This is a genomic window from Microbispora sp. NPDC049633 (genome assembly GCF_040675265.1).
GTDB lineage: Bacteria > Actinomycetota > Actinomycetes > Streptosporangiales > Streptosporangiaceae > Microbispora > Microbispora maris.
On sequence record NZ_JBFAOO010000132.1, the window covers coordinates 1 to 20,013 of the forward strand.

At 72.1% G+C, this 20,013-nt stretch carries 23 protein-coding genes and 1 riboswitch; of the genes, 15 read left to right on the forward strand and 8 right to left on the reverse strand.

Features of this window, described 5'->3' with window-relative positions; translation table 11 throughout:
- From AB0J39_RS27540 to AB0J39_RS27575, 8 genes are all read left to right on the forward strand, one after another.
- Positions 1-484 (forward strand): ATP-binding protein (locus AB0J39_RS27540; RefSeq protein ID WP_363469583.1); only part of this gene is annotated, 484 nt, incomplete at its 5' end.
- Positions 481-1,170: a response regulator transcription factor gene (locus AB0J39_RS27545; protein ID WP_363469584.1), complete on the forward strand. Its 690-nt coding sequence runs from the start codon at positions 481-483 to the stop codon at positions 1,168-1,170. The genes AB0J39_RS27540 and AB0J39_RS27545, both read left to right, overlap by 4 nt.
- Before the next feature lie 10 nt (positions 1,171-1,180).
- Complete coding sequence (locus tag AB0J39_RS27550; RefSeq protein WP_363469586.1) at positions 1,181-1,747, forward strand: CDP-alcohol phosphatidyltransferase family protein; 567 nt, start codon at positions 1,181-1,183, stop codon at positions 1,745-1,747.
- A 3-nt stretch (positions 1,748-1,750) separates the two neighbouring features.
- Positions 1,751-4,255: a mannose-1-phosphate guanyltransferase gene (locus tag AB0J39_RS27555; protein ID WP_363469588.1), complete on the forward strand. Its 2,505-nt coding sequence runs from the start codon at positions 1,751-1,753 to the stop codon at positions 4,253-4,255.
- Between the two features lie 140 nt (positions 4,256-4,395).
- On the forward strand, positions 4,396-4,899 hold the full coding sequence (locus AB0J39_RS27560) for an FHA domain-containing protein (protein WP_079313913.1): 504 nt from the start codon (positions 4,396-4,398) through the stop codon (positions 4,897-4,899).
- Positions 4,900-4,918: 19 nt separating this feature from the next.
- Positions 4,919-5,578 (forward strand): MerR family transcriptional regulator, encoded by a 660-nt coding sequence (locus AB0J39_RS27565; protein ID WP_363469590.1) that lies wholly within the window; start codon positions 4,919-4,921, stop codon positions 5,576-5,578.
- A gap of 76 nt (positions 5,579-5,654) precedes the next feature.
- Positions 5,655-6,125, forward strand: coding sequence for a bifunctional nuclease family protein (locus AB0J39_RS27570; RefSeq protein WP_189179865.1), 471 nt, complete (start codon positions 5,655-5,657; stop codon positions 6,123-6,125).
- A gap of 155 nt (positions 6,126-6,280) precedes the next feature.
- On the forward strand, positions 6,281-6,898 hold the full coding sequence (locus AB0J39_RS27575; protein WP_363469592.1) for a MerR family transcriptional regulator: 618 nt from the start codon (positions 6,281-6,283) through the stop codon (positions 6,896-6,898).
- A 60-nt stretch (positions 6,899-6,958) separates the two neighbouring features.
- Here the strand turns inward: AB0J39_RS27575 and AB0J39_RS27580 are convergent, their stop codons facing one another.
- Both AB0J39_RS27580 and AB0J39_RS27585 read right to left on the reverse strand, forming a co-directional pair.
- The gene (locus AB0J39_RS27580; protein ID WP_363469594.1) at positions 6,959-7,234 is read right to left on the reverse strand and encodes a hypothetical protein; all 276 of its coding nucleotides are present in this window, start codon (positions 7,232-7,234) and stop codon (positions 6,959-6,961) included.
- 365 nt (positions 7,235-7,599) lie between these two features.
- On the reverse strand, positions 7,600-7,755 hold the full coding sequence (locus AB0J39_RS27585) for a hypothetical protein (protein ID WP_363469596.1): 156 nt from the start codon (positions 7,753-7,755) through the stop codon (positions 7,600-7,602).
- A 346-nt stretch (positions 7,756-8,101) separates the two neighbouring features.
- Positions 8,102-8,194, forward strand: a riboswitch (glycine riboswitch).
- A 183-nt stretch (positions 8,195-8,377) separates the two neighbouring features.
- Between AB0J39_RS27585 and gcvP the strand changes: the two genes are divergently transcribed.
- Both gcvP and AB0J39_RS27595 read left to right on the forward strand, forming a co-directional pair.
- A complete protein-coding gene (gene gcvP, locus AB0J39_RS27590) occupies positions 8,378-11,203 on the forward strand; it encodes an aminomethyl-transferring glycine dehydrogenase (RefSeq protein WP_363469598.1) in 2,826 nt (941 codons plus the stop codon).
- 91 nt (positions 11,204-11,294) lie between these two features.
- A complete protein-coding gene (locus AB0J39_RS27595) occupies positions 11,295-11,837 on the forward strand; it encodes a hypothetical protein (RefSeq protein WP_363469600.1) in 543 nt (180 codons plus the stop codon).
- 15 nt (positions 11,838-11,852) lie between these two features.
- On the opposite strand, the gene AB0J39_RS27600 is transcribed toward AB0J39_RS27595, so the two are convergent.
- Positions 11,853-12,260, reverse strand: coding sequence for a hypothetical protein (locus AB0J39_RS27600; protein ID WP_363469602.1), 408 nt, complete (start codon positions 12,258-12,260; stop codon positions 11,853-11,855).
- Positions 12,261-12,352: 92 nt separating this feature from the next.
- Between AB0J39_RS27600 and AB0J39_RS27605 the strand changes: the two genes are divergently transcribed.
- Entirely contained in the window at positions 12,353-12,949 is a 597-nt protein-coding gene (locus tag AB0J39_RS27605; protein ID WP_363469603.1) for an alpha/beta family hydrolase, read from the forward strand.
- Here AB0J39_RS27605 and AB0J39_RS27610 read toward each other — a convergent pair.
- The gene (locus AB0J39_RS27610) at positions 12,936-13,136 is read right to left on the reverse strand and encodes a DUF5999 family protein (RefSeq protein ID WP_169952435.1); all 201 of its coding nucleotides are present in this window, start codon (positions 13,134-13,136) and stop codon (positions 12,936-12,938) included. The genes AB0J39_RS27605 and AB0J39_RS27610 overlap by 14 nt on opposite strands.
- Positions 13,137-13,502: 366 nt before the next feature.
- Positions 13,503-14,069, reverse strand: coding sequence for a TetR/AcrR family transcriptional regulator C-terminal domain-containing protein (locus AB0J39_RS27615; protein WP_363469605.1), 567 nt, complete (start codon positions 14,067-14,069; stop codon positions 13,503-13,505).
- A gap of 134 nt (positions 14,070-14,203) precedes the next feature.
- Between AB0J39_RS27615 and AB0J39_RS27620 the strand changes: the two genes are divergently transcribed.
- Both AB0J39_RS27620 and AB0J39_RS27625 read left to right on the forward strand, forming a co-directional pair.
- Positions 14,204-14,656 carry a hypothetical protein gene (locus tag AB0J39_RS27620; protein WP_363469607.1) on the forward strand — a complete coding sequence of 151 codons (453 nt, stop codon included), beginning with the start codon at positions 14,204-14,206 and terminating at the stop codon, positions 14,654-14,656.
- Positions 14,657-14,692: 36 nt separating this feature from the next.
- Positions 14,693-14,965 carry a hypothetical protein gene (locus AB0J39_RS27625; RefSeq protein WP_363469609.1) on the forward strand — a complete coding sequence of 91 codons (273 nt, stop codon included), beginning with the start codon at positions 14,693-14,695 and terminating at the stop codon, positions 14,963-14,965.
- A gap of 228 nt (positions 14,966-15,193) precedes the next feature.
- On the opposite strand, the gene AB0J39_RS27630 is transcribed toward AB0J39_RS27625, so the two are convergent.
- From AB0J39_RS27630 to AB0J39_RS27640, 3 genes are all read right to left on the reverse strand, one after another.
- Positions 15,194-16,519, reverse strand: a complete 1,326-nt coding sequence (locus tag AB0J39_RS27630; protein ID WP_363469611.1) for an RNA polymerase sigma factor — start codon at positions 16,517-16,519, stop codon at positions 15,194-15,196.
- 169 nt (positions 16,520-16,688) lie between these two features.
- Positions 16,689-17,072: a hypothetical protein gene (locus tag AB0J39_RS27635; RefSeq protein ID WP_363469613.1), complete on the reverse strand. Its 384-nt coding sequence runs from the start codon at positions 17,070-17,072 to the stop codon at positions 16,689-16,691.
- 39 nt (positions 17,073-17,111) lie between these two features.
- On the reverse strand, positions 17,112-18,245 hold the full coding sequence (locus AB0J39_RS27640; RefSeq protein ID WP_363469614.1) for an AMP-binding protein: 1,134 nt from the start codon (positions 18,243-18,245) through the stop codon (positions 17,112-17,114).
- Between the two features lie 125 nt (positions 18,246-18,370).
- Between AB0J39_RS27640 and menB the strand changes: the two genes are divergently transcribed.
- Together menB and menD are read left to right on the forward strand one after the other, a co-directional pair.
- Entirely contained in the window at positions 18,371-19,201 is an 831-nt protein-coding gene (menB, locus tag AB0J39_RS27645; RefSeq protein ID WP_363469616.1) for a 1,4-dihydroxy-2-naphthoyl-CoA synthase, read from the forward strand.
- Between the two features lie 145 nt (positions 19,202-19,346).
- A partial coding sequence (gene menD, locus AB0J39_RS27650; protein WP_363469618.1) for a 2-succinyl-5-enolpyruvyl-6-hydroxy-3-cyclohexene-1-carboxylic-acid synthase occupies positions 19,347-20,013 on the forward strand: 667 nt, incomplete at its 3' end.

Sequence of the window (20,013 nt, forward strand, 5' to 3'; positions counted from 1 at the left end):
CCCCGGCCCCGGCCCGGATCCGGGCGCCGATCTCGCGCTCGCCGACATGCTCGCCGACCCGGACGACGTGCTGCGCGACGCCGTGGCCCGGATGTCGGCGGCCGGGCTGCTGGTGGACCTGCGCCTGTCGGCCGAGGCGGAGCGGGCCCCGCTGGTGGTGCGGGCGTCGGCGGCGAGGATCGTCCAGGAGGGACTGACGAACGTGCTCAAACACGCGGGGCCGGGAGCCCGCGCGGAGGTCAGCGTGGCGATGCGCCCGGACGCGCTGACGGTGGAGGTGCGCAACGGCCCCGGCACCTCCCGTCCCCCGGAGACGCTGCCGTCCCACGGCCAGGGCATCGCCGGCATGCGGGAGCGGGCCCGCGCCTTCGGCGGGCACGTCACCGCGGGACCGGCCGGGGACGGCGGCTGGCGGCTGACCGCCTCGCTGCCCGTCCCGGGCGAGAGCCGATCGGCGTGCCGCAAGATGGGGAGGTTCGCGTGATCCGCGTCGTGGTCGCCGACGACCAGGCCCTGGTGCGCGCGGGCGTCCGGATGATGCTGGAGGCGGCCGGGGACATGGAGGTGTGCGGGGAGGCCGCCGACGGGGCCGAGGCCGTACGGCTGACCGAGCGGCACCGCCCCGACGTGGTGCTGATGGACCTGCGGATGCCGCGCGTCGACGGCCTTGAGGCCACCCGCAGGATCCTCGCGGCCCAGCCGTCCGCCCGGATCGTCGTGCTCACCACCTTCTCCGAGGACGCGAGCCTCTACGCCGCCCTGGGCGCGGGCGCGCTCGGGTTCCTGGTCAAGGACGACCCGCCCGCCCGCATGGTCGAGTCCGTACGGCGGGCCGCGGCGGGGGAGCCCCCGCTCGCGCCGTCCGTGCTGCGGCGCGTCGTCGAACGGGCCCTGGCCGCCGAGCGTCAGGCGGCGCCGCTGCCGCCCGGCGTCACCGAGCGTGAGGCGCAGGTGCTCACCCTGGTCGGGGTGGGCCTGTCCAACGCCGAGATCGCCGACCGGCTGCACGTGGGCGTCACGACGGTCAAGAGCCACGTCGCCGCGCTCATCGAGAAGCTGGGGCTGCGCAACCGCACCCAGGCGGCGGTGCTGGCGCACCGGTTCGGCTTGGTCGACACGGCGTTCAACCCCGTGGATCCTCCGGGAAGCGGCAGCAAGCGCGGCATGTAGGGTTCGGGGCGTGAACGCTGCCGAGGACCGGATCTGGACGGTGCCCAACCTGCTGAGCGCCCTGCGGCTGCTCGGCGTCCCCGTCTTCCTCTGGCTCGTGCTGGGTCCCCATGCCGACGGATGGGCCATCGCGCTGCTGGCGCTCGCGGGCTTCAGCGACTGGCTCGACGGCAAGCTCGCCCGCGCCTGGAACCAGATCAGCAGGCTCGGCCGGCTCATCGACCCGCTCGCCGACCGCCTCTACATCCTCGCCACCCTGGTCGGCCTGGTCCTGCGGGACGTGGTCCCCTGGTGGCTGGCGCTCGCGGTGCCGCTGCGCGACGTGCTGATGCTGTGGATCCCGCCCCTGCTGCGGCGGCACGGGTACGGCCCTGCCCTGCCCGTCCACTTCCTCGGCAAGGCGGGCACGGCCGCCCTCATGTACGCGTTCCCGCTGCTGTTCCTCGCCTCGCACGAGGGCTGGTACGCCGAGATTGCCGCGATCTTCGGATGGGCCTTCGCCATCTGGGGAACTGGTCTGTATTGGTGGGCGGGGGTGTTGTATGTCGTACAGGTGCGCCAGCTAACGAAGGGGTGACCCGTGAAGGCCGTCGTCATGGCGGGCGGGGAGGGGACACGGCTGCGGCCGATGACCGCCAACCAGCCCAAGCCCCTGCTCCCCATCATCAACCGGCCGATCATGGAACACGTGCTCCGGCTGCTGAAGCGGCACGGGTTCACCGAGACCGTGGTCACCGTGCAGTTCCTGGCCGCCCTGATCCGCAACTATTTCGGCGACGGCGACGAACTGGGCATGACCCTCCACTACGCCACCGAGGAGGTCCCGCTCGGCACGGCGGGCAGCGTGAAGAACGCCGCCGACAAGCTCCGCGACGACCGGTTCCTGGTCATCTCGGGCGACGCGCTCACCGACATCGACCTGACCGACATGCTCCGCTTCCACCGCGAGAACCGGGCGCTGGTCACCATCGGGCTCAAGCGCGTGCCCAACCCGCTGGAGTTCGGGATCATCATCGTCGACGAGAACGGCCGCATCCAGCGCTTCCTGGAGAAGCCCACCTGGGGCCAGGTGTTCTCCGACACGGTCAACACCGGCATCTACGTCATGGAGCCGTCGGTCCTCGACGAGATCGCCCCCGGCCAGTCGGTCGACTGGTCGTCCGACATCTTCCCCAGGCTGCTCGAACGCGGCTGCCGGCTGTTCGGCTACGTGGCCGAGGGCTACTGGGAGGACGTCGGCACGCACGAGAGCTACCTCAAGGCCCAGGCCGACGTGCTGGAGGGCAAGGTCAAGGTCGACTTCGACGCCTTCGAACTGGCGCCGGGCGTGTGGGCCGCCGAGGGCGCGTCCGTGGACCCCGACGCGGTGCTCAAGGGCCCTCTCTACGTCGGCGACTACGCCAAGGTCGAGGCCGGCGCCGAACTGCGGGAGTACACCGTGCTCGGCAGCAACGCCGTCGTGAAGGAGGGCGCGTTCCTGCACCGCGCGGTGGTCAGCGACAACGTGTACGTCGGCCCGGCCGCCCACCTGCGCGGGTGCGTGATCGGCAAGAACACCGACGTGATGACCGGCGCCAGGATCGAGGAGAACGCGGTCGTCGGCGACGAGTGCGTCATCGAGGCCGAGGCGTACGTCTCCTCCGGCGTGAAGATCTACCCGTTCAAGACGATCGAGGCGGGCACGGTCGTCAACACCAGCGTCATCTGGGAGTCGCGCGGCCAGCGCAGCCTGTTCGGCCCCCGCGGGGTCTCCGGGCTGGTCAACGTCGAGATCACCCCGGAGCTGTGCGTACGGCTGGCCAGCGCGTACGCCACGACGCTGCGCAAGGGCGACACGGTCGTCACCTCCCGCGACGCCTCACGCGCGGCGCGGGCGCTCAAGCGGGCGGTGATCAGCGCGCTGAACTCCAGCGCGATCAACGTGGTCGACCTGGAGGCCGCCGCCCTGCCGGTCGCCCGGTTCAACACCTCCCGCGAGAACGTCCGGGGCGGCATCGCCGTGCGCACCACGGCGGGCGATCCGCAGAGCGTCGACATCGTCTTCATGGACGAGACGGGGGCCGACCTGTCCCAGGCGGCCCAGCGCAAGCTGGAGCGGGTCTTCTCCCGGCAGGAGTACCGCCGCGCCTTCCCCGGCGAGATCGCCGAGCTGACCTTCCCGGCCCGCGCCGTCGACACCTACGCCCGGGAGCTGCTGGCCTGCATCGACATGTCCGGCGTGAAGGACACGGAGATGAAGGTCGTGGTCGACTGCGCGGGCGGCACCTCCTCGCTCGTGCTGCCGAGCCTGCTCGGCCGGGCCGGGGTCGACGTGCTGACCGTGAACAACCGCCTCGACGACGCCTCGCCCACCGAGACGCTGGCCGAGCGCCGCCGCGACCTGCAGCGCCTGGCGGAGCTGGTGGCCTCGGCGCGGGCCGCCTTCGGCGTGCGGTTCGACCCCGTGGGGGAGCGGGTCTCCCTGGTGGACGAGATGGGCCAGCTCATCAGCGAGGAGCGCGCGCTGCTCGTCGTGCTCGACCTGGTCGCGGCCGAGCGGCGGGGCGGGCGGGTGGCCCTGCCGGTCACCACGACCCGGGTGGCGGAGATGGTGTGCCGCTTCCACGGCGTGCAGGTCGACTGGACGGCCACGAGCCTGGACACGCTGACGCAGGCGGCCCGGCACCCCGACACGATCTTCGCCGGCGACGGCAAGGGCGGCTTCATCGTCCCGGAGTTCGCGCCCACCGTGGACGGCCTGGCGGTGTTCCTGCGCCTGCTCGGCCTGGTCGCGCGCACCCGGCTGTCGCTCAGCCAGATCGACGCCCGGATCCCGGAGGCCAAGCTGCTCAAGCGGACCGTCCCGACGCCCTGGGCCCACAAGGGCGCGGTGATGCGCTCGGTCGTCGAGGCGGCCGAGGGCCACCGCCTCGACACCACCGACGGCGTCCGCGTCGTGGAGGACGACGGCAGCTGGGCGCTCGTCCTGCCCGACCCCGCCGAGGCCGTCACCCACCTGTGGGCCGAGGGCCACGACATGGACACCGCCCAGGCCCTCCTGGAACGCTGGGCCCACGTCGTCGAACAAGCGGCCGGAGCTAGATGACATTGAACCGCCGCTGGCTGTAGCGTTGGTCAGTCCGCGCCCAGTCGCGGTCTTGACCTTTGTGCCTGATCAGCGTAAGTTGCGGCATTCGCAGTTTGAGCTAGTCCTAGAGCAAGTCGTGAGAGAGGCCGAGCCGTTCGATGCCCAGCGTCTACTGCACGCAGTGCGGTCATGCCAACCCCGAGGATGCCCGTTTCTGTTCACGATGTGGTTCGCCGCTGAGCGCTCCCGCGCCCGTCGCGGCCGACACGACCTCGACGATCTCGCTCGAGGCGCTCGAGGCGGAGACGGGCCAGACGCTTCTGCCGGACAGGGCGGCGGTCGAGCAGCTGCCTCCCGGCACGGCTCTCCTGGTGGTCATGCGGGGCCCGAACGCCGGCAGCCGGTTTCTGCTCGACAGCGACCTCACTACGGCGGGTCGCCACCCGGAAAGCGACATTTTCCTGGACGATGTGACCGTGTCCAGAAGGCACGTGGAGTTCTACCGGCGTGGGGGCCAGTTCACCGTTCGTGACGTGGGCAGCCTCAACGGCACCTACGTCAACCGGGAGCGCATCGAGGAGTCGCCGCTGCAGGGCGGGGACGAGGTGCAGATCGGCAAGTTCCGGCTGGTGTTCCTCACGCGTGGTCCCGGAGGGCTGTGATCGCTGAGGAGGAGGAGTCATGAGCGCGCAGGCCGTACGGGCGTTCATGAGCATCGGGGAGGTGCTCGCCCTGCTGCAGGGCGAGTTCCCGGACGTGACCGTCTCCAAGATCCGGTTTCTGGAGGGTGAGGGGCTGATCGAGCCCCAGCGGAGCCCGTCGGGGTACCGCAAGTTCACCTACAACGACGTCGAGCGCCTGCGGTACATCCTGCGGGCGCAGCGCGACCAGTACCTGCCGCTGCGGGTCATCAAGGACCAGCTGGACGAGCAGGCGGCCCGTCCGCACGCCGTCGTCTCCGACGGCGTCCCGCCCGTGCGTCTCAGCCGGGAGGAGCTCATCGAGGCCGCGGGCATCGACGAGGAGACCCTGGCCGAGATGGAGAGCTTCGGCCTGGTCGCCGCCGTGGCGCGCCGGTACGACGGGGAGGCGCTGGAGATCGCGCGCAGCGTGGGGGCGCTGTCGCGGTTCGGCCTGCGGGCGCGGCACCTGAGAGCGGTCCGGGCGGCGGTGGAGCGGGAGGCCGGCCTGATCGAGCAGGCGGTGGCCCCGCTGCTGCGGCGTAAGGCGCCGGGGGCGATCGCGGAGGCGGACGAGACCGCGCGGGAGATCTCCGGACTTCTCCAGGAAGTGCACAATGCGTTACTGCGTGGGAGTGTTCGCGGCGTTCTGGGGCGGTGACCGGCACATCCGCTCCTCCGTGGGTGTTACGTTGAATGCCTGGTGATATGCCGCGACGCTTGAGACGGAGCCGCCCGTGTTGCAGATGGAGGTCGTGGGGGTTCGCGTTGAGATGCCCACCAACCAGCCGATCGTGCTCCTGAAGGAGACGAGCGGCGATCGGTACCTTCCGATCTGGATAGGCATGACCGAGGCGACCGCTATCGCGCTGGCCCAGGCGGAGGAGCCGCCGCCCCGGCCGCTGACCCACGACTTGTTCCGTGACGTGATTGAGGCCTTGGGGGTGCGGTTGCGCACCGTCAACATCGTCGCGCTCCGCGATGGAATCTTCTTCGCCGACCTGGTCTTCTCCAACGGCGTGGAGGTCAGCGCCCGTCCTTCGGACTCGATCGCGCTGGCGTTGCGTACGGGTGCGACGATCTACGCGAGTGAGGACGTGATCCAGGAGGCGGGCGTGAGCATGCCCGACGACCAGGAAGACGAAGTGGAGAAGTTCCGCGAGTTCCTGGACAAAATCACGCCGGAAGACTTCGGCAGGGCGGGCTGACGTGCCGGACGATTTCGGGAGATTACGCTTCACGACGCGCCGGACGGGGTCGTTGACTGACGATGGCCCCGGTCCTACGGTGCAAGGGAAACCACGGTTGTAATTCACGAACCCCCAGATCAGACCGTGGGATGAGAGAAAGCCGGAGGTCCGCAGTGGCGGTCAGCAGCGGCGAGGGTAAGTCGGCCGGCCAGCACGACCCGGTTCGGCAGGCGGCGCGCGAGCGCGCCGGCGAACAGGGTCTGCTGTTCGACGAGCAGCCGACGGCGCTGCCCCAGGGCATCGGATACCGCGGGCCGACGGCGTGCGCGGCGGCCGGGATCACGTACCGTCAGCTCGACTACTGGGCCCGGACCGAACTGGTGCTCCCGACGATAAGGGCCGCCCAGGGATCCGGGTCCCAGCGACTGTACAGCTTCCGCGACATCCTCGTCCTGAAGGTCGTCAAACGTCTTCTCGACACAGGGGTCTCCCTCCAGCAGATACGCACCGCCGTACGGCATCTGCGCGACCGCGGCGTCAACGACCTGGCCCAGATCACCTTGATGAGCGACGGCGTGAGCGTCTACGAGTGCACGAGCGCGGACGAGGTGATCGACCTGCTGCAGGGCGGTCAGGGCGTGTTCGGCATCGCGCTCGGCCGGGTCTGGCGCGAGGTCGAGGGATCGCTGGCCGAGCTTCCGGGTGAGCGCGCGGAGCCCGCCTCGGATGCGGAGGGGGACCATCCCGCGGACGAGCTGGCCCGCCGGAGAAAGGCCCGCAGGACCGGCTGAGCGCACGCCCCGGCGATCGCGCGGGAGGCGGCGAGGCCGGGGGTCGTGGCTCGAACGGTGTCAGGCGCGCACGGCGGGGCTGACCGGAGGAAGGTCGAACTCGTCGTTGCGCATGCGCAGCAGGGCGACGGAGACGCCGGCGAAACCCATGGCCGTGACCAGCAGGCCGACGCCCGACGCGACGTGACCGGGCATGAACGGGTGGGTGAACCCGCCCGCCGCGAGGAGGATGCCCGCCCAGGCCGGTGCCGCGCCGCTGCGCCACAGCGCCAGGCCGAGCAGGAGCAGGCCGACGACGATCCCCAGGATGAACAGCAGGCCCGCCACCAGCTGCACGGGGTCCGTCCTCCATCGCTTTCCGGATCTCCGCCGTGACGGCCGCGGGTTTACGGGGCTGAGGATGTAATGGACACCCATGCCGAGCATGGGGAGCGGGGCGACGACGGCGAGCAGCGTCCGCCAAAGCCGCGTACGTCCCGCAGCGGCTTTCGGGGGGGCGGTGGTGGAGCGGGCACCGGTGTCCGGTCGCATGATGGTCCTCCGGAATCTGAGAGCCGTCCGATCGAGTCCGAGGATGAGCGCGGGCGACTCCCGCCGTCGTGGGGACGGCCTCCCGGTTCCGGCCCTGGTGCTCACGCCGATCTGGGAGCACGCTCCTTTGGCCGCGGGAGCGGCGTGACCCGATGATGAGCCCATGACAGTCAGGCGGGCCGGTCCGGTCGCGGTGCTCGCCTCACGGCCGTGTTCCTGCTGACCCTGCCGCTGATCCCGGCCGCGGCCAGCGTGGCCATCCTGCGCCACGGCCTGTACGACATCGAGCTGATCGTCAACCGGTCGCTGGTGTACGGGACGCTCACGCTCGGCGTCGTTCTCGCCTACCTGGGCATCGTCGCGGGCCTGCCCGCGCTGGCGCAGAACCGGCTGTCGGCCACGCCTCTCATCGCGACCGGGGCCGTCGCCCTCGCCTTGGCACCTGCCCGCTCCGCCGTCCAGTGCGCTGTCGACCGCGTCATGTACGGCCGGCGGCGCGACCCCGCGGCGGCCGCCGCCCAGGTCGGCCTGCGGCTCGGCACCGGCCTCGACGGCGGTCGCCGACCGGGCCGAGGCGATCGTCCGTGCCCGCCGTGCGGGTCTCGCCGCCGACTTCGCGCAAGGTGCGAGTCGGGGCGATCCGGGGTAGCCGGTAGAGTGGAAGACGGCCGACGACCTCGTGCGGGAGAGACCTCTGGACGTTCAGGGGCGCCGAAGGAGCAAACCTCCCCGGAATCTCTCAGGCATCCGTACCGCACGGACGAGGCGACTCTGAAAAGCAGGCCCGCCGGCCAGGCGGCGCCTCACCGAAGGGGAAAGCCGGGCTCGACGGCCCGGTGAAGCTCTCAGGTCCGATGACAGAGGGGGAGACCGCTTTACGACCGGCCGCGCCACCCAGGGCGGCGGGCGGTCGCCGCAGGTCTCGACCCCGTCCAGGAGGCCCCTGTCATGACCGATCGGTCCATGCTCCGCGATCTTTCCGCTCCGCCGTTCGCGACCCGTCACATCGGCCCCTCGGAGGCCGGCCGCGCCCGGATGCTCGAGGCCGTCGGCTACGAGTCGGTGGCCGACCTGGTCGCCGTGGCCGTGCCCGAGGCGATCCGCACGCGCGGTCCGCTGAAACTGCCCGAGGCGGTGGGGGAGGCCGAGGCCCTGGCCGAACTGCGCGCCCTCGCGGGCCGCAACCGGGTGCTGACCCCGATGATCGGCCTCGGCTACCACGACACGATCACGCCGGGCGTCGTCCTGCGCAACGTGCTGGAGAACCCGGGCTGGTACACGGCGTACACGCCGTACCAGCCGGAGATCTCGCAGGGGCGGCTGGAGGCGCTGCTGAACTTCCAGACGGTCGTGTCCGACCTCACCGGTCTCGACGTCGCCGGTGCCTCTCTGCTGGACGAGGCGACCGCCGCGGCCGAGGCGATGACCCTGGCCCGGCGGGCGAGCAAGGCCAAGACCGACGTGTTCGTGGTGGACGCCGACGCGCTGCCGCAGACCAAGGCCGTGCTGGCGACCCGCGCCGAGCCGCTCGGCATCACGCTGGTGGAGTCCGACCTCACCGGTGAGCTGCCCGAGTGCTTCGGGGTCCTCGTGCAGTATCCGGGCGCGAGCGGCCGGGTGGCGTCCTTCCGCGCGGTCGCCGAGCGGGCTCACGCCCAGGGGGCGCAGCTCGTGGCCGCGGCCGACCTGCTGGCGCTGGCCCTGCTGGAGTCCCCCGGGGAGCAGGGCGCCGACATCGCCGTCGGCTCCTCCCAGCGCTTCGGGGTCCCGCTGGGCTATGGCGGCCCCCACGCGGCCTACATGGCGGTCCGCGAGGGCCTGCAGCGGCAGATGCCGGGCCGTCTGGTCGGCGTCTCGGTGGACGCCGACGGCCGCACGGCCTACCGGCTCGCCCTGCAGACCCGCGAGCAGCACATCCGGCGCGAGAAGGCCACCAGCAACATCTGCACCGCGCAGGTCCTGCTCGCGGTCATGGCGTCCATGTACGCCGTCTACCACGGCCCGGACGGCCTGAAGAGGATCGCCCAGCGGGCGCACCGGCACGCCGCCGTGCTCGCCGCCGGGCTGCGCGAGGGCGGCGTGGAGGTCGTCCACGACGAGTTCTTCGACACCGTGCTCGCCCGTGTGCCCGGGCGGGCCGCCCAGGTCGTGGCCGCCGCCGCCGAGCGGGGCGTGAACCTGCGCCTCGCGGACGAGGACCACGTCGGCGTCGCCTGCGACGAGAAGACCACCACCGGTCACCTGAGGGCCGTGTGGGAGGCGTTCGGTGTCGGGCAGGTCGTGGTGGAGGACCTCGACCGGGTGACGCCCGACGCCGTCCCCGCGGGTCTGCAGCGGACCTCGGACTTCCTCACCCACCCGGTGTTCCACGCCTACCGGTCCGAGACGGCCATGCTGCGCTACCTGCGGCGCCTGCAGGACAAGGACATCGCGCTCGACCGCTCGATGATCCCGCTGGGCTCGTGCACGATGAAGCTCAACGCGACCACCGAGATGGAGCCCGTCACCTGGCCGGAGTTCGCCTCCATCCACCCGTTCGCGCCCGCCGAACAGGCCGAGGGGTACGCCGAGCTGATCGCGACCCTGGAGGGCTGGCTGGCCGAGGTCACCGGCTACGACCGGGTGTCGATCCAGCCGAACGCGGGCTCCCAGGGCGAGTTCGCCGGGCTGCTGGCGATCAGGTCCTACCACCGCTCCAGGGGCGAGGACGGCCGTGACGTATGCCTCATCCCGTCCTCCGCGCACGGCACCAACGCCGCGAGCGCGGTCATGGCGGGCATGCGGGTGGTCGTGGTGGCATGTGACGAGAACGGCAACGTCGACCTCGCCGACCTCGCCGTCAAGATCGACAAGCACCGCGACGCGCTCGCCGCGATCATGGTGACCTACCCGTCCACGCACGGCGTGTACGAGGAGACGATCGTCGAGATCTGCGAGCGGGTGCACGAGGCCGGCGGGCAGGTCTACGTGGACGGGGCCAACCTCAACGCGCTGGTGGGCCTGGCCAAGCTGGGCGAGTTCGGCGCGGACGTCTCCCACCTGAACCTGCACAAGACCTTCTGCATCCCGCATGGCGGCGGCGGGCCCGGCGTCGGCCCCGTGGCCGTCAAGGCCCACCTCGCCGAGCACCTCCCGGCGCACGTGTCGGCCGCGCCGTACGGCTCGGCGGGCATCCTGCCGATCTCCTGGGCGTACGTCAGGATGATGGGCGGCGACGGGCTGCGGCAGGCCACCGAGCAGGCGATCCTCTCGGCCAACTACCTCGCCCGGCGGCTGGCGCCGCACTACCCGGTGCTGTACACCGGCAGGGACGGCCTGGTCGCCCACGAGTGCATCGTCGACCTGCGCCAGATCACCAAGGAGACCGGCGTCACGGTGGACGACGTGGCCAAGCGCCTCATCGACTACGGCTTCCACGCGCCGACCATGTCGTTCCCCGTCGCCGGAACGCTCATGATCGAGCCGACGGAGAGCGAGGACCTGGCCGAGCTCGACCGGTTCGCCGACGCGATGATCGCCATCCGGGGCGAGATCGCCAAGGTGGCTTCGGGCGAGTTCGACAAGACCGACAACCCGCTGCGCAACGCCCCGCACACGGCCGAGTGCCTCACCGCCGACGAGTGGGCCCACCCGTACTCGCGGGCGGTCGCGGCCTACCCCGTGCCCGGCCTGCGGGACGACAAGTACTGGTCGCCGGTGCGCCGGATCGACCAGGCGTACGGCGACCGCAACCTCGTCTGCTCCTGCCCGCCCCTCGAGGCGTACGAGGACTGATCAGTTGAGTATGTCGGCCCCGCCCGGCGGCCGGTCTCGTTAAGATCGCGGTGATCGTTCCTCATCACCTGCGACCATGCGAGGCCCCTGTATGACGGCCATCGAATCCGGGCGGCGGTCCGACCGGCTCGACCACGCGCGCCGGCTCGCCGAGGGCGGCGACCTCGACGGCGCGGCCGCGATCTTCGCGGAGCTCGCCGCGGACGAGGCCGCGCCGGACCGCGGCGAGGCCGGCGAGGGACTGTCCGTCGTGGTCGAGCGCATGGCCGAGCGGCTGCTGGAGGACGGCGAGCCCGAGCGGGCCGCCGACGTCCTGCTGGAGGCGCTGTCGGTCAGCGTGGTGGCCGACCCGGCGCGCCTGCGGGTGCTGCTCGGCATGGCCCATCTGGAGATGGCGTGCGCGCAGTTCGCCGGGGCCGTGGAGGACAGCCGCCAGGAGGGGGCCGACGCCGCCACCGGCGCGCTAGCGATCGAACTGCTGGCCCGTACGCTGCCGCTGCGCGGCCGCGACGGCGACGCGGAGACCGTGTGGCGCTACGGCCTCGACCACCCCGATACGGCGCTCGCCGAGCAGGTGCGGCTGCGCCTCGGGCGGGACGTGCGCCCCGCGATGGAAGGTGTCGTGGAGGCCTGACCCGCCGGGCAGGGCTCAGCGCTGGTTGCGGCGGCCGAGGGCGTAGGCGACGTTGACCGCGATGATCCCGCCCCAGGCGAGGATCATGCCGGGAAGGTGGCCGGCGGCCCCCGCGATCGTGGTCAGGGGGATGCCGATGCCCAGCGATCCCAGGGCCACCGCGACCCCGTTGTCCTTCTGCTTGGGCTGGTTTCCCGGCGGCTGCCGGCTGAGGTGGGCCGCCACCTCGTTACGCACCCGCGCGGCGATCTCCACGTCGAGCTTGTCGAGGAACGAGTCGACCAGCGCGTCCTCGTACTCCGGGCCGAGGTCGCGGCGGGCCGCCATGACGGCGCGCAGGTCCTCGCGGGTCGAGGGCGCCGCAGGCGGCGGGGGGACGGGGCGCCCGGTCGCGGGCGGCGGCTGCGATGCGATGTCCGGCACCCTGACATTCTGTCCCCTTCCTCGGGGCCTGCCATCCTCCGATCGGAGGGTCGCCTCCTCCTGCTCCGGTCGGACCCGCTACCGTCACCGCCATGGAGATCGAGACCCCGCACGGCCGCGCCCTGGCCGAGGTGGACGAGGCGCCCGATCCCCGGCTGCTGCTGGTCCTGACCCACGGGTCCGGGGGAGGTGTGGACGCGCCCGACCTGCTCGCCGTACGTGACGCGGTGCTCGCCGCGGGGGGCACGGTCGCCCGGGTGGTCCAGCCGTTCCGGCTGCGCGGCGCGCGGGCGCCCGGGCCGGTGGTCAAGCAGGACGAGGCGTGGCTGTCGATCGTCGCCGCGATCCGGGAGCGCCATCCGGGCCTGCCGTTCGTCCAGGGCGGGCGGAGCAACGGCGCGCGGGTCGCCTGCCGCACCGCGCGCGCCGCCGGGGCCGAGGCGGTGGTGGCGCTCGCGTTCCCGCTGCACCCGCCGGGGAAGCCGGAACGCTCACGGGCGGAAGAACTGCGGCAGGCGGGGACCCCCGTGCTCGTGGTCAACGGGGATCGGGATCCGTTCGGCGTGCCGGACGAGAAGGACGCCGCACGTCTCGTGGTCCTCCCGGGGGAGGGACACGAGTTCAAGAAGGACCCCGCCCGGGTGGGCGAGGTGGTGGCGCAGTGGCTGCTGCCGCCTAGGCGGCGCTGATGGCCATGTCGGTGGGGCGGTGCGGGGCGATGACGCCGCCGTCCGGCAGCAGTTCGCCGGTGTCCTCGAACAGCACGACACCGTTGCAGAGCAGACTCCAGCCCTGCTCGGGGTGACACGCTATCGTGCGGGCGGCTTCTCGGTCCTTCGCGTCCGCGGTGGGACAGGCCGGTTCATGAGGGCACATCGCCGGGGCTCCGTGTCTTTTCGTTCGTTCGCTCGTTTTGTCTTGCGGGCGTCCCGCGGGTGCCGTCACGAGTGTCCTCGTTCAGGGTGCGAGGCGCTCGGTATGACGAACACCACACTGGACTACACCAGTTTGCGGCTCGGCCGCATCCGTACGACATAGTCCGTTCGGAGCATTTCCGCCGGTCGGGCTGGGGACCCGGCCGCACCCCGAGCAGGCTCGCGCGCACTGATGTGACCTAGTACACAAGAATGCCCCATTGCAGGCAACGGTCCGGCCTCGACACGCCGACGGCACGGTAACCGGAAGATCACGGATTTCGGTCGCCGGGCGGAACCGATGCGGACGGCCCGGAAATCCGGTGCCTCAGCCGCCCAGGCCGGTGATCAGCGCGTCGAGGCCGTGCTCGAAGTCGCGCTCGCCCTCGGCGGTGCGCGCGTCGCGCACCTCGGCGTCCGGGTCGGCCCACCCCGACTGCTGGACCTCCACGGCCACGCTGCCGAACACGTAGGCCCGTAGCGCGCGGACCGCTCCGGCCGGGTCGCCGATCCCCGACTCGCGCAGCTGCTCGGTCTGCTCCCTGATCGCGATGAGGGCCGACCCCTTCGGGGGCTTGGTCAGGGCCAGCGACAGCACCCCCGGGTGTTCCAGCAGCGCGGCGCGGCTCGCGCGGGCCCAGGCGCGTGCCCTGTCCTGCCAGGTGGCCGCGCCGGCCGCATCGACCTCCACGGTCGTCACGTGCTCGGCGAGGGCGTCCATCAGCGCCTCCTTGCCCCGTGGCAGGTGATGGTAGATGGCCATGGCCTCCACCTGGAGGGCGTCGCCGAGCCTGCGCATGGTCAGCCGGCGCAGACCCTGGCCGTCGGCGATGTGCAGGGCGGCGTCGATGATCCGCTCCCGGGACAGGGGGACGGGCGGTCGCTTGGCGGGCATGGCGATCATGCTGCCACATCTCGCCTTACTTCGTAAAGGGCGGCGCACCCTGCGGCACGGACCTTCGTGCGGAGCGCGTACGCTACCGCTTGCGACGTGAGTTCGATGCGCGAGCCGATACGAAGGGGCTGACGATGGCGTTTTTCCGTCCGCGGGTGAGCCGGGAGGCGGAGGTCCGCTACCACGCGGATCTGGAGACCCGGAAGAACTTCGACCACGTGCTGGACAAGCTCCGGGCGGCGCAGCGGCGGTTCCAGGAGGCGAAGGCGGCGGGCGTGCCGCTCCCCGAGCTCCGTGAGGCGGCTCTGGGCCTCGACACGGCGCTGACCGAGGCGCTGCGCGCGGCCGAGGCGGGACAGCGTGCCACGTACGGCGTGAAGTCCTACGACAGCAGGATCGCCCGGCGCAAGGCGAGGGCCACCCCCGACGGCGCGTTGTGGACCGACGAGGTGAACCGGCTGCGCACGCTGCGCGAGGCGCACCGCCTCAGCGGCATCCCGCGGGTGCCCCGTGCCGGCAAGACGGGCGACCCCGCCCGCCTGACCCCGCGCGACGTGCGCAAGGGCCTGGCCTCCGCAGGTCGCTGAGCCTGCCCGGCGGCACCGCACGCCGGCGCGACGACGGTGATCGCGGCTCCTGACACGGGAGCCGCGAAGGTCTGGCTCGCGGACCTGTCCGCGCAGTACGGGCGGCCGCTGCCGCTGATGGTCGCGGGCCACCTGTTCGGCATCAGCATCGGCCGCGGCGACGACCTGGTGATGGACCTGTGGCGCCTGCTGGACGGCCCGGACTCCGGCGGGGCGTTCCAGCGGCTCTACGCCACCTTCCTGGAACTCGCGACGGTCGAGCGGAGACGGCCCGCCACGCGGCAGGAGCGAGGCGCAGAGCACGGGTAGCGCGGGCGGGGAGGCCGGCGAGCAGCGGTCCGGCGCCCCCGCCGACGGCGAGGGCCGGGGCGCCCGGTCCTCGCTGGGGACCTTCCTGCGCAGGCTCCGGGGCGGACGGCGGGACGATCAGCCGGTGGCGTGAAAGCCGTACGGCCCGCGCCCCCCTCACGGGGACGCGGGCCGTACTCGTGTCCGGGTCCAGGTCTCAGCCGGTCCAGGTCTCAGCTGGCCCAGGTCTCAGCTGGCCCAGTCGAGCAACGGGCGGGTGTTGCTCGGGTGGCGCAGCTTGGACAGCGACTCCTTCTCGAGCTGGCGGATCCGCTCCCGGGTCAGGCCCAGGTGCTTGCCGATCTCGTCCAGCGTGTGCGGCTTGCCGTCGGCCAGTCCGAAGCGCAGGCTCATGATCTTGGCCTCACGCGGCGACAGGTTGCTCAGCACGCCCTTGAGCTGCTCGGCCAGCAGTTGCCGGTCCACAACCTCGGACGCCTCGGGGGAGTCGACGTCCTCGATGAGGTCGCCGATCCGGGTCTCGCCGTCCTCGCCGATGGTCGAGTCGAGGCTGATCGGCTGCCGGCTGGTCCGCAGCAGCTCCTCGATCTGGTCCGGGGTCTTGTCCAGCTCGACGGCCAGCTCCTCCGGCGTGGGCTCCCGGCCGAGCCGCTGGTGCATGTCACGCTCGACGCGCGACAGCTTCGACAGCATCTCCAGCACGTGGACGGGCAGCCGGATCGTACGGGCAGAGTCGGCGAAGCCACGCTGGATGGCCTGCCGGATCCACCACATGGCGTACGTCGAGAACTTGTAGCCCTTGGTGTAGTCGAACTTCTCGACCGCGCGGATCAGGCCGAGGTTGCCCTCCTGCACGACGTCGAGCAGGGCCATGCCGCGGTCGGTGTACTTCTTGGCCACCGACACGACCAGGCGGAGGTTGGCCTCCAGCATGTGGTCCTTGGCCCGCCTGCCGTCCTCGATGACCCACTCCAGGTCCTCGCGGACGCCCGGCGCGAGGCGCTCGCCGTTCTCCACAGCGGTCTCGAGCTTGTACTCGGCGTACAGCCCGGCCTCGATGCGCTTGGCCAGCTCCACCTCCTGGGCGGCGGTGAGCAGGGTGCGGCGGCCGATGGACTTCAGGTAGGTGTGCACCGAGTCGCCCATGACCGACGAGGTGTCGTCGAGGTCGAGCGTCCCGCTCTCCTCGGCCTCGTCGACCTGGAGCTCCTCGTCGTACGGCTCCTCGTCGGCGGCCTTGGCCGTCTTCTTCGCGGCGCTCTTGGCAACCGGCGCGCTCTTCTTGGCGGCCTCGGCCTGGGCGGCCCGGCGGGACTTCCTGGCGGGAGCCTTGCCGTTGTCCGTGAGGGTGTCGGCGGCCAGGTTCACGCCCGCCTCGGTCAGCTCGCGCAGGATCGAGCGGCCCTCGGCGGGGCTGACGCCGGCCTTGGCGAAGGCCTCGCGCAGCTCCGACAGGGAAAGGCGACCCTGCGCACGGCCTCGCTCCAGCAGCAGGTCGAGCGTCGTCGGGGTCACCTCGCGCTCGGGCGAGGCCGCCACGGCGGTCCGGGGCATGAGGACACCTCCTCCTTGCGGAGTTCATGGTTTCGAATGCTTGCGATCGGGGCGCGGCGTCCGGCGGCTCAGCGCACCAGTATCAATAACGCTCTCGCGCCTGGTTTGTTCCCTCACCCCGCGGGGGAGGGCGGTGGACCCGGCCGGGCGGCCCGGCCGGCAGGTGCTGTCAGTCGGGGATGATGGTGACGCTGACCTCGGGCATCGGCATGGGATCGGCGTCCTCCATGCGCTCCGGGGTCCAGTAGCCGGAGACCCCGTCCGGGTCGTCCGTGAGCGCCTCGGACACCACGTCCGGGTCGGCGCCGGGAGTGGACCTGGACCCGGTGAAGCCGCCGCGGCCGGAGTCGGCCGGGAGGATCTCGCTCGATCCCCCGTGGCCGCGATCCGCCGGGCCAAGCTTGGCGGCGGGGGCGTCGCCCGCCTTCGCGACGTCGTCCAGGCGCCCGGAGAACGCGGCCGCGGTGACCGACGCTCCGCCCACGATGACGACGCCGACGAGCACGGCGGAGGCCATCATCTTGTGCGCCGGCGTGAGGCGGATCGGTTGCATGTGGCGTCCCCTTCCCCCGCTCTTACAGACGCACGAAGGTCATCCGCGGTTCCGGTTCTTGAGTTCGACCATATCGGGTTTGCCGTTCGGCAGGAGCGGGATCTGGGATACCAGCTCGACGGCGCGCGGCGCGGCGTAGGCGGGCAGCCGCTCCTTGGCGAAGCTCCTCAGCTCGTCGAGCGTGACCTCACGGGCGTCCTCCGCGACCACGACGGCGACCACGATCTCACCCCACTCGGGGTCGGGCCTGCCCACCACCACGACGTCGCGTACGGCCGGGTGCCCGGCCAGGACCTCGGCGACCGCGCCGGACACGACCTTCCGGCCGCCGGTGTTGATCACGTCGTCCGCCCGGCCGAGCACGGTGAGCCGCCCGTTCTCCATCCGGCCGAGGTCGGAGGTGACGAACCAGCCGCCCTCGAAGGGGTGGTCCTCGCGCAGCCGGTAGCCCGAGAACAGCACCGAGCCCGAGATCCGCACCCGTCCGTCGCCGCCGATCTTGACCTCGACGCCGTCCAGCGGCACGCCGTCGTACACGCAGCCGCCGCTCGTCTCGCTCATGCCGTACGAGGTGACGACCCGGAGGCCGGCGTCGCGGGCCTCGGCGAGCAGGCCGGCGGGAGCGGCGGCCCCGCCGAGCAGGATCACGGGGAAGGCCGTGAGGTCCGCGCCCGCGTCGAGCACGCGCCGCACCTGGGTGGGGACCAGCGAGACGTAGTCGGCCCGGCTCGCGATGACCTCGCCGGGGGAGAAGCGGGGATGGATGATCGGCTCGGTGCCGGACAACAGCGACCGGATGAGCACCTGCGCGCCGGAGATGTGCGACGGCGGCAGGCAGCACAGCCAGCGGTCGCCCTCGCGGGCGCCGAGCCTGGACAGCGAGGCCCGGGCCGAGGCGAGTAGCGCCCCTGCCGTCAGTTCCACGCCCTTGGGGGCGCCGGTGGAGCCGGAGGTCGCGATGATCAGCGCCGCGTCGGACGGCTCCCCGTCCGGCTCGCGCCGCACGCCGTCGGCGGTGACGACGTGGGTGGGCCGCAGCGCGGCGAGCGTCGCCTCCAGCGCGGGCCGGGGCAGATCCGGGGACAGCGGCAGCACGGCGGGCCCGTCGCCGGTCAGGGCCTGCTGTACGGCCTCCGACAGGGCGGGCCCCGGAGGCAGGACGAGGGCGTGCACGGGTCGCTGTCCTGGGCGGTGTCCGGGAGGGCTGAGCACGGTCGTAAGGTTAGTCCCGGCGCGGTGGCCGCACGCCGCCGCCTGGCAGGTGACGGCGCCTGGTTGGTGTTGACGAAGGAGCGGGTGTGACGAGCGGGGTCGACTGGAAGCGGTCGGGCGAGTACGAGGACATCATCTACGAGACCGCCGAGGGGATGGCGAAGATCACGATCAACCGCCCCGAGCGGCACAACGCCTTCCGCCCCACGACGTTGTTCGAGCTCCGCGCGGCCTTCGACCGGGCCCAGGAGGACACCGAGGTCGGTGTGATCATCTTCACCGGCGCCGGGGACAAGGCGTTCTGCTCCGGTGGCGACCAGAAGATCCGCGGCGACGACGGCTACGTGGACGACAAGACCCACGGCATCGGCCGGCTCAACGTCCTGGACCTGCAGGTGCAGATCCGCCGCTGCCCCAAGCCGGTCATCGCGATGGTGGCGGGCTACGCGATCGGCGGCGGCCACGTGCTGCACGTCTGCTGCGACCTGACGATCGCCGCCGACAACGCGAAGTTCGGCCAGACCGGTCCCAAGGTGGGCTCGTTCGACGGCGGGTACGGCTCCTGGCTGCTCGCCGAGACCGTGGGTCTCAAGCGGGCCCGCGAGATCTGGTACCTGTGCCGTCAGTACGACGCCCAGACCGCGCTCCAGTGGGGCCTGGTCAACGCCGTCGTGCCGCTGGAGCGCCTGGAGGAGGAGACCGTCCAGTGGGCCCGCGAGCTGCTGGAGAAGTCGCCCCTCGCGCTGCGCATGCTGAAGGGCGCGCTCAACGCGGTGACCGACGGCGCGGCCGGCATGCAGCAGTTCGCCGGCGACGCGACGCTGCTCTACTACATGAGCGAGGAGGCCCAGGAGGGCCGCGACGCGTTCAAGGAGAAGCGCAAGCCGGACTTCTCGAAGTACCCCCGCCGGCCCTGACGGGCTCCGGGAGAGGCCGCGGGATGACGGCGGCCTCTCCGTTTTGCCGTACGCTTGCGGCTGCGGGAACGGGAGGAGACGGGCGGGTGGACACAAACCGGGCCGGTCTGGGCGTTCTAGATCTGGGCGTTCTGGAGGCGCGGCGGTGAACCCGGCGACCGCTCTCTCGACCGTCCTGATCGACGAACTGGTGCGCTGCGGGGTCACCGACGTGGTGCTCGCCCCCGGCTCCCGGTCCGCGCCGCTGGCGCTCGCCGCGCACGGTGAGTCGCGGCTGCGGCTGCACGTGCGCGTCGACGAGCGCTCGGCCTCGTACCTCGCGCTCGGCCTGGCCAAGAGGTCCGAGCGGCCGGTGGCCCTGATCTGCACCTCCGGCACGGCCGCGGCCAACTTCCACCCCGCCGTGATCGAGGCGTCGGAGTCGGGGGTGCCGCTGCTCCTGCTGACCGCCGACCGGCCGCCCGAACTGCGCGGCACCGGCGCCAACCAGACGATCGACCAGGTCAAGCTGTACGGCTCGGCCGTGCGCTGGTTCGCCGAGGTCGGCGTGCCGGAGGAGCGGCCCGGCCAGGTGGCCTACTGGCGCTCCCTGGTGTGCCGGGCCTGCCAGCGCGCCGCAGGGCCGCCGGACCCCGGTCCCGTCCACCTCAACGTGGCCTTCCGTGAGCCGCTGATCCCCGACGGCGACGCGAGCTGGTGCGAGCCCCTCGACGGCGACGCCTCGGGCGCGTGGATGAGGGCGCGGGTCGCGCCGCCCTCGGCCGCCCTGCACATCCCGCCGACCCGGCGCGGCGTGCTGGTGGTCGGCGACG

What these genes read in the sequence shown, in the direction of transcription:
- AB0J39_RS27565 (WP_363469590.1), top strand. Translation starts at nt 4,919, where the DNA reads ATGAGCGCGCAGGCCGTACGGGCGTTCATGAGCATCGGGGAGGTGCTC.
- AB0J39_RS27560 (WP_079313913.1), top strand. Translation starts at nt 4,396, where the DNA reads ATGCCCAGCGTCTACTGCACGCAGTGCGGTCATGCCAACCCCGAGGAT.
- AB0J39_RS27610 (WP_169952435.1), bottom strand. Translation starts at nt 13,136, where the DNA reads ATGTGCCCTCATGAACCGGCCTGTCCCACCGCGGACGCGAAGGACCGA.
- AB0J39_RS27605 (WP_363469603.1), top strand. Translation starts at nt 12,353, where the DNA reads ATGGAGATCGAGACCCCGCACGGCCGCGCCCTGGCCGAGGTGGACGAG.
- AB0J39_RS27615 (WP_363469605.1), bottom strand. Translation starts at nt 14,069, where the DNA reads ATGCCCGCCAAGCGACCGCCCGTCCCCCTGTCCCGGGAGCGGATCATC.
- AB0J39_RS27630 (WP_363469611.1), bottom strand. Translation starts at nt 16,519, where the DNA reads ATGCCCCGGACCGCCGTGGCGGCCTCGCCCGAGCGCGAGGTGACCCCG.
- AB0J39_RS27595 (WP_363469600.1), top strand. Translation starts at nt 11,295, where the DNA reads ATGACGGCCATCGAATCCGGGCGGCGGTCCGACCGGCTCGACCACGCG.
- gcvP (WP_363469598.1), top strand. Translation starts at nt 8,378, where the DNA reads ATGACCGATCGGTCCATGCTCCGCGATCTTTCCGCTCCGCCGTTCGCG.
- AB0J39_RS27620 (WP_363469607.1), top strand. Translation starts at nt 14,204, where the DNA reads ATGGCGTTTTTCCGTCCGCGGGTGAGCCGGGAGGCGGAGGTCCGCTAC.
- AB0J39_RS27635 (WP_363469613.1), bottom strand. Translation starts at nt 17,072, where the DNA reads ATGCAACCGATCCGCCTCACGCCGGCGCACAAGATGATGGCCTCCGCC.